This window comes from Hyphomonas chukchiensis (assembly GCF_000682695.1).
In the GTDB taxonomy this organism is placed as follows: domain Bacteria; phylum Pseudomonadota; class Alphaproteobacteria; order Caulobacterales; family Hyphomonadaceae; genus Hyphomonas; species Hyphomonas chukchiensis.
The window spans coordinates 60,012-67,904 of record NZ_AWFG01000018.1; the positions used below are offsets into that span (position 1 = coordinate 60,012).

7 protein-coding genes are annotated in these 7,893 nt (G+C 63.5%); 3 read left to right on the forward strand and 4 right to left on the reverse strand.

The genetic code is table 11. The annotated features are described in order from the left end of the window. Positions 1 to 13: 13 nt before the first annotated feature. The 3 genes from topA to HY30_RS07340 form a co-directional block, all read right to left on the reverse strand. Positions 14 to 2,614 (reverse strand): type I DNA topoisomerase, encoded by a 2,601-nt coding sequence (gene topA / locus HY30_RS07330; RefSeq protein ID WP_034738529.1) that lies wholly within the window; start codon positions 2,612 to 2,614, stop codon positions 14 to 16. 67 nt (positions 2,615 to 2,681) lie between these two features. Beyond that, on the reverse strand, positions 2,682 to 3,806 hold the full coding sequence (lptG, locus tag HY30_RS07335) for an LPS export ABC transporter permease LptG (protein ID WP_034738531.1): 1,125 nt from the start codon (positions 3,804 to 3,806) through the stop codon (positions 2,682 to 2,684). Continuing rightward, a complete protein-coding gene (locus HY30_RS07340) occupies positions 3,803 to 4,945 on the reverse strand; it encodes an LptF/LptG family permease (protein WP_051615059.1) in 1,143 nt (380 codons plus the stop codon). The genes lptG and HY30_RS07340 overlap by 4 nt, the downstream gene beginning before the upstream one ends. 122 nt (positions 4,946 to 5,067) lie before the next feature. Here HY30_RS07340 and HY30_RS07345 point away from each other — a divergent pair, with 122 nt between their 5' ends. From HY30_RS07345 to HY30_RS07355, 3 genes are read left to right on the forward strand one after another with little or no spacing between them, the layout of a single operon-like run. After that, the gene (locus tag HY30_RS07345; RefSeq protein ID WP_034738532.1) at positions 5,068 to 6,534 is read left to right on the forward strand and encodes a leucyl aminopeptidase; all 1,467 of its coding nucleotides are present in this window, start codon (positions 5,068 to 5,070) and stop codon (positions 6,532 to 6,534) included. Positions 6,535 to 6,537: 3 nt separating this feature from the next. Continuing rightward, a complete protein-coding gene (locus HY30_RS07350) occupies positions 6,538 to 7,011 on the forward strand; it encodes a DNA polymerase III subunit chi (protein WP_034738534.1) in 474 nt (157 codons plus the stop codon). Continuing rightward, complete coding sequence (locus HY30_RS07355) at positions 7,011 to 7,424, forward strand: GNAT family N-acetyltransferase (protein ID WP_034738536.1); 414 nt, start codon at positions 7,011 to 7,013, stop codon at positions 7,422 to 7,424. Before HY30_RS07350 ends, HY30_RS07355 begins: the two co-directional genes overlap by 1 nt. A 12-nt stretch (positions 7,425 to 7,436) precedes the next feature. On the opposite strand, the gene HY30_RS07360 is transcribed toward HY30_RS07355, so the two are convergent. Next, positions 7,437 to 7,772 (reverse strand): zinc ribbon domain-containing protein YjdM, encoded by a 336-nt coding sequence (locus HY30_RS07360; RefSeq protein WP_034738538.1) that lies wholly within the window; start codon positions 7,770 to 7,772, stop codon positions 7,437 to 7,439. Between the last annotated feature and the right edge of the window lie 121 nt (positions 7,773 to 7,893).

The following is a 7,893-nucleotide window of genomic DNA, read 5'->3' on the forward strand; positions in this document are numbered from 1 at the left end:
GGCCCGGCGCGCCCTAGTCCTCTGTCTTCGCGGCGGGCGTTTTCTTCGCTGCCGGTTTCTTCTTGGCTGCAGCCTTTTTCGGCGCGGCCTTCTTCTTGGGGGCAGCTTTCTTCTTGGCCGGGGCAGCCGCCGCACGGGCGTTCACCAACTCGATCGCCTGTTCCAGCGTGATCGTGTCAGGCGCGATCTCTTTCGGGATCGTGGCGTTGACCTTGCCATGCTTCACATAGGGACCGTACCGGCCGGCGAAGACCTGGATCGGCTCGCCGTCTGCATGGTTGCCGAGTTCCTTCAGCGGGGTGGCGCCGCCGCGCCCCCGGCCCGGATTGGCCTTCTTGTCCTCGATCAGCGCCACGGCGCGGTTGAGACCGATATTGAAGACATCCGCCGGGTCTTTCAGGTTCGCATAGGTCTTGCCGTGCTGAACATAGGGACCGAAGCGGCCGAAATTGGCCAGGATGGGTTCGTTGTCTTCCGGGTGGCGGCCGACTTCGCGCGGGAGCAGCAGCAGCTCCACGGCGCGTTCGAGCGTCAGCTCCTGCGGTTTTTCCTTCTCGGCCTTGGTGAGGGAGGCGCGTTTCGGCTTTTCGCCATTCGCCATCTCGACATAGGGGCCGAAGCGGCCGGTCTTGAGATAGATCATCTCGCCGGTTTCCGGGTGGATGCCGATCTCGTTGCCGTCCGGATTGATTGCGGCGGCCGCGTCGCCATCGGCGCTGAACTGGCGGGTGAACTTGCACTCGGGGTGGCGTGAGCAGCCGACAAAGGCGCCGAAGCGGCCAAGCTTCATCGACAGTTCGCCCTCCTTGCAGAGCGGGCACTGGCGCGGGTTCTCGATCGGGTTGCCGTCGGCATCCTGGCGCGGGAACACGTAAGCGCCGAGTGTCTCGTTGAGGGCGTCGAGCACAGCGGAAACGCGCAGGTCCTTGGTGCCGTCAATATCGGCGGCGAACTGTTTCCAGAACTCGTGCAGGAAGGCTTTCCAGTCGAGCTTGCCGTCGGAGATGACGTCGAGCTTCTCTTCGAGGCCTGCGGTGAAGTCATATTCCACATAGCGCGAGAAGAAGTTCTCGAGGAAGGCCGTCACGAGGCGGCCCTTGTCTTCGGGGATCAGCGCCTTGCCTTCGATGCGGACATAGCCGCGGTCTTCCAGCGTCGACATGGTGGACGCATAGGTGGACGGGCGGCCGATGCCGAGCTCTTCGAGGCGCTTGACGAGGCTGGCCTCGGTATAGCGCGGGGGCGGCGCGGTGAAGGACTGGTTGGCCTCGGCCTTCAGGAGATCGGCGTGCTGGCCCTGCTCCATCTTGGGCAGACGGCCTTCGGCGTCGTCTTCATCGTCGCCAGCGTCATGGCCTTCGGTGTAGAGCTTGATGAAGCCGTCAAACACGAGGACCTGACCGGTGGCACGCAGCGTGGCGCGCTTGTCCTTGGAGGCCAGATCGATCGTGGTACGCTCGAACAGGGCGGTTTCCATCTGGCTGGCCACGGCGCGTCGCCAGATAAGGGTGTAGAGTTTCTTCAGGTCGCCGTCGCCGTGATAGTCCTCGGGACGCAGGTTGAAGTCGGTCGGGCGGACAGCCTCGTGGGCCTCCTGCGCGTTCTTGGCCTTGGAGGAATAACGGCGGGTGTTTTCCGGCAGGTAGCGGGCGCCATAGTTCGACTGGATCATGCTGCGGGCGGCGGCATAGGCCTCTTCGGCCATGTTGACGCCGTCGGTCCGCATATAGGTGATGCGGCCTTCTTCGTAGAGCTTCTGGGCGGCCTGCATGGTGCGCTTGGCGCCGAAGCCCAGCTTGCGGGAGGCTTCCTGCTGCAACGTAGACGTAATGAAGGGCGGAGGCGGGTTGCGCTTGACGGGCTTCGCCTCGACGCTGGAGACCGAATAACCGCCGGCCTGGACGATTTCGAGCGCCTTGTCGGCGTCGCCCTTGTTGCCGAGGGTGAATTTCTTCAGCGTGTCGCCATCAAGGGCGTGGAGGCGGGCTTCGAAATCGGTGCCGTCAGGGGCGCGCAGCGTGGCGGCGATGTTCCAGTATTCCTGCGGGCGGAACAGCTCGATCTCGTTCTCGCGGTCGCAGACGATGCGCAGGGCGACAGACTGAACGCGGCCGGCCGAGCGGCTGCCGGGCAGCTTGCGCCACAGGACGGGCGAGAGATTGAAGCCGACAAGATAGTCCAGCGCGCGGCGCGCCAGGTAGGCATCAACGAGTTCCTGATCGATCTGGCGGGGGTGTTCCATGGCCGTTGTGACGGCATTCTTGGTGATCGCGTTGAACACGACGCGCTCGACATGGATGTCCTTCTTGAGGGCGCGGCGCTTCTTGAGGGCTTCCACGAGGTGCCAGGAAATGGCTTCCCCTTCGCGATCAGGGTCGGTCGCGAGAATGAGGGTATCGGCATCTTTCAGCGAGTTCGCGATATCGGAAATGCGCTTGGCCGACTTGGAGTCAGCCTCCCAGATCATGTCGAAATCATTGTCCGGATCGACCGAGCCATTCTTCGATGGCAGGTCGCGGATGTGACCGTAGGAGGCGAGAACCTTGTAGTCCTTGCCGAGGTATTTGTTGATCGTTTTGGCCTTGGCAGGCGATTCGACGACGACAAGTTTCATGGAGGCACCTCTTCAAGGGCGGGAGTGATGGGGTGCACAAGCGCAGTATGTCAAGGCCACAGCTGGATCAGCCATCTTCCCGATAGGCGAGCCATGTGAGGGTGCAGAACAGCACAAACAAGGGGGGACTCCACGCGGCAACCACAGCGGGAGCTGCACCCGTAGCCCCCAGGCTGGACGAGAACTGGGTGAAGAAATAGAGGCCGACGGCCAGCAGCGAGCCGATGGCGAGGAGGCGCGATGTGCCGCCAAGACGCGACAGGCGCAGGCAGACAATGGCGCCGATCAAGCCCATGGCGACGAACAGGGCCGGCATCGCCATGAGGCTGTTCCAGCGCATCCTGTAACGTGAGGCATCAAGCCCGGCAGCCTGCGTCTGGTGGACGAAGCGGGGCAGGTGCCAGAAGCCGATCGTGTTGGGCGACGCGAACTTGTCGAGCAGCGTGACGGCGTCGAGCGAGGTCGGGATGGCGAGGTTCTTCTTGCGTTCGGGCGGCAGGTTGGGGACGTTCTCGACCACGTTCTCCAGTTGCCAGAAGCCATTGCGGAGATAGGCGCGGTCGGCATCGATGCGGCGCACGAATGTATAGTCATTGGTGGGCTGGTTGCCGGCGAAGAGGCGTTCCTCCTGGATCATCTTCACCTTGATGAGCACGATGCCGCCATCTTCCACGCGGTCGGCATGGATCACGATCTGGCTCGTATCATCGCCCTGGCGCAGCCAGACGCCGGTATCGGAGACGGCCATGGCCTCGCGGCCGTCGTTCAAGAGGCGGGCGCGTTCGAGTTCGAAGGATTCCGTCAGCCGGGCGGCAAAGGGGTTGAGCAGCGTGGTCGTGAAGATGCCGAGCACGAGGCCCATGATGATGACGGGCGCCAGGAAGCGCCAGGCCGAGATGCCGCTGGCGCGGATGATGGAGAGTTCCGAGCGGCGATTGAGGCGCGTGAAGGCCAGCATGCTGGCGACCAGGATGGCGAAGGGCAGTGTCTGTTCCATGATCTGGGGCAGTTTCATCAGCGACAGCCGCAGGGCGCCGCCGAGGCTGAGCTTTACGTCACCGCCGACCGTGCGCAGCTGCTCCACGACGTCGATCATCAGGATGGCGAGCAGGAGAACGCCCAGCACCAGCGCGAGGCCTGTCAGGCATTCGCGCAGGATGTAGCGCTGGATACGGTTGAAGGTGATGTTCATGCGGGCACCGCATCAGGATGTGCGTCGCCGCCGGAACCCGGGCGTGCGGTCTTGCCGATCTTTCGGCCGCCATGGAAGTAGACATAGCTGAGCCCGCCGATCACGCCGAGCGGCAGGAGCCACTGGAGCACGTTGAGGTTCGGATCGTCAGCTGCGGCTGACTGCACGGCGAGCTGGATGATCAGGACGGTAATGGCGCCTGCCGAGGCGATGGCGATGCGCTTGCCATAGCCCTTCCGACTGAAATCACCGCCGAGGACGGCAAAGATCGCGATCAGCGACATCACGATGTTGAGCAGGGGCGTCGTCAGGCGGGAATGCCCTTCGGCGAGGAGCGTGTCGGCATCCTTGGATTCGAAATAGTTGGACCGGTCTATGAAGAAGAGCTCGTAGAGAAACTTGTCGGACGCCTTGAGGCGCAGGTCTGCGTCTTCCTTCATGAAATCGCTGAGATCGAACATGTACTGGTCGAATTCCAGGATCGAGAGCTGCTGGTTCTCGTCGAGCTGCTGGCTGATGGCGTCGCGCAGGAGCAGCGTGGGGCGGCCTTCGACCTCAACCAGCGCCGCGCTGCGGGCCAGGATATCGGTTGGGAATTCGGGGTCTGTCATGTCCGAAATGAGCACGCCGCGCAGTTCGCCGCCGATCTGCTCGCGGGCGTAGAAGGTCAGACGGTCGCCATTGGAGGTGAACTGGCCGGGCCGGATGAGGGCGGCGGCAAGGTCTGCGCGGGCGACCGACACGGTTTCGCGCATGGCCCGCTGGGCCGACGGCTGGACCCAGAGGTTCACCGCGAGATGGGCAATCGCGCACAGCACAGCGAGGCGCATTAGGGGCGAGGCGATCTGCCAGGGCGTCATGCCGGCGGCCTGGGCGACGACAATCTCGCTGTCCTTGTGGATGCGGTTGAGCGACCAGACCCCGGCCACGAACAGGGCGAGCGGCGTCAAAAGGGCGATCACCTGCGGCGCGCCCAGCATCACGATATAGAAGTAAGTCAGCGCCGACTGGCGGTTCTCGAGGATGAGATCCGTGCGCGCGAGGCCCTGCGCCAGCAGGGCAAGCATGGCGAGACCACCGACGATGATGAGCACGGCGCGCAAGACTTCATAGAAGAGATAGGTCTGTACTTTGCTCATATGCTCAAATTGACAGTCATTTCCGGCGAGTCTGCATCATATAGGGCATGCTTTTTTCTTAGCTAACGAGTTGCGCTGCGCGCGTCGACGTTTAGTTTCCGTCACAAACGGAGATTACTCATATGAAAATTTCATTCGCCGACGCCGCCAAGGCCGACATCGTGGCCTTTATTGTAGACGAGGGCGACGGTCTGCCGGGGGCCGCAGCGGACATGGACGCGGCTTCGGGCGGCCTGCTCACCGAGGCCCTGTCGGGCGCACGCTTTGACGGCAAGAAGGACCAGCAGGCTGTTGTCGTGCTTCCGAAAGGCGGCGATGCCCGCCGCGCGGTCCTGATCGGTGGTGGCAAGCCGAAGAAGCGCGATGCGCGCGTTTTCGAGTCGCTGGGCGCCAATCTGGTGAAATCGCATGCCAAGGGCGGCTTCAAGACGATGGCGGTGCATGTGGCCGGCGCCGAGGATGCCGCACGGGTTGCCCTGGGCGCCAAGCTGGCTGCGTACCGGTTTGATACCTATTTCACGAAACTGAAGGCTGACCAGAAGCCGAGCCTGACCAATCTGACGCTGATCGTCGACGATGCGAAAGCCGCCAAGGCCGCCTTTGCGCCGCTGGACGCCGCCGCCGAAGGCACGAACCTGGCGCGTACCCTCGTGAACCTGCCGCCGAACGACCTTTATCCGGAAAGCTTTGCCGGGCGCCTGAAGGACCTCAAGGAATTCGGCGTCGAGGTCGAAATCCTCGGCGAGAAGGAAATGAAGAAGCTGGGCATGGGCGCGCTGCTGGGCGTCGGCCAGGGCTCGCGCAAGGAAAGCCAGCTCGGCATCATGAAATGGATGGGCGGCGCGGAAGGCGAGGATCCGGTGATCCTGGTCGGCAAGGGCGTCTGCTTTGACACCGGCGGCATCTCGCTGAAGCCGGGACCGGGCATGGAAGACATGCGCGGCGACATGGGCGGCGCCGCTGCCGTGACCGGCACGATCCGCGCACTGGCAGCCCGCAAGGCGAAAGTGAACGTCGTTGGCCTCGTCGGTCTCGTCGAGAACATGCCGGACGGCGACGCGATCCGTCCCGGTGACATTCTCACCTCAGCAAGCGGCCAGACAATCGAAGTGCAGAACACAGACGCCGAAGGGCGCCTCGTTCTCTGTGACGTGCTCTGGTACGCGCAGGAGCATTTCAAGCCAAAGGCCATTGTCGACCTCGCGACGCTGACCGGCGCCATCGTGATCTCGCTTGGCCACCACCATGCCGGCCTGTTCACGGGTAGCGACGACCTTGCCGACGAGCTGACGAAAGCTGGCCTTCACGAGGGCGAGCGCGTGTGGCGCCTGCCGATGGGCCCTGAATATGACAGCCTGCTGAAATCCAAGTTTGCCGATATGCGCAACATTGGCGGCCGGGCCGCTGGCTCGATCACGGCGGCGCAGTTCCTGAAACGCTTCGTCAAGGACGGCGTGAAATGGGCGCACCTCGATATTGCCGGCGTGGCATGGGTCGAAGGGCACAAGGCGGCGTTTGACGTGACCTGGGCGTCCGGCTTCGGCCCGCGCCTGCTGGATCGCTGGATCGCGCAGAACTACGAGGACTAGCCTGTGGCGGACACGCCGGCGCCTGAATGGTGGTTCTACCATCTCTCCCGCACGACGCTGGAGCAGGCGGCGGCGCCGCTGATGGCGAAATGCCTCGAGGCCGGGTGGCGCGTGCTGGCGGTGAGCCCGAGCGCCGAACGGCGGGCCGCGCTGGACGCTGCGCTGTGGACCTATGAGGACAAGAGCTTCCTGCCGCATGGCCAGGCTGAGGCACCGGGGCTGGACGCGGCGCGCCAGCCAGTGCTGCTGTCCGCCAAGGCGGAGAATGTGAACGGCGCGGCTGCTTTGGTGCTGATGGACGGCGTCACTGTGCCCGTGGACGCGCCTTACACCCGCTGCATGGTGATGTTCGACGATGGCGACAGCGGCGCGCGCACCAAAGCGCGGGCGCAGTTCAAGGCGGCCAAGGATGCCGGCCTCGTGACGCGCTACTTCCAGCAGACGCCAAAGGGCGGCTGGAGCGAGGCGGGGGTGTGATGGGCGCGGTTGTCGAGCAGGTGGCCATCGAAGCAACCGAATTTCTGAAATTGAGGGACGCTCTGGATTGGGGCAGCCTATCTCCAGAGGAGGCCCAGCGCTCACTTGACCGCAGTCTGTTTTTTGCGCGGGCAATGGATGGAGACAAGGTTGTCGGCTTTGGCCGGGTGGTCGGTGATGGCGTCATGTACTTTTACATTCAGGACATGATGGTTGCTGCCGATCGACGGGGTGAAGGAATAGGTGCGCGCATTCTGGAGAGCCTCCTGCAGCAGATACGCGGTGTTGCGATCAAGGGCGCGACCGTCGGGCTGATGGCTGCACGGGGGAAATCCGGATTCTATGCGCGTTATGGATTCATCAAAAGACCGAGCGAAATCTATGATGCCGGAATGACACTCGTTCTTGCCTGACCCTGGTGGGTCTCAGGCCTTCTTCACGAACTCGGATTTGAGACCCATGGCGCCGATGCCGTCGATCTTGCAGTCGATGTCGTGGTCGCCGTCGACGAGGCGGATGTTCTTCACCTTGGTGCCGCGCTTCACGACGAGGGAGCTGCCCTTGACCTTCAGGTCCTTGATCACGGTGACCGTGTCGCCATCGGCGAGCGGGTTGCCGTTGGAATCCTTGATGACCTTGTCGCCAGCCTCGGCGGCCTCGCCTGCGGCCCATTCATGGGCACATTCCGGGCAGACCAGCATTGTGCCGTCTTCATAGGTGAATTCGGACTGGCATTTGGGGCAGGGGGGCAGGGTGCTCATGGGGGTGGTCCTTGGCGGCAGTGATATTCGCCCCTAAGCCGCATCCCGCCTCTGCGCAAGGCAGCCCTCTGCGCTTGCCCCGGCGGGCAGGCGCCGCTATAGGCCGCGCCAACACTCCCCT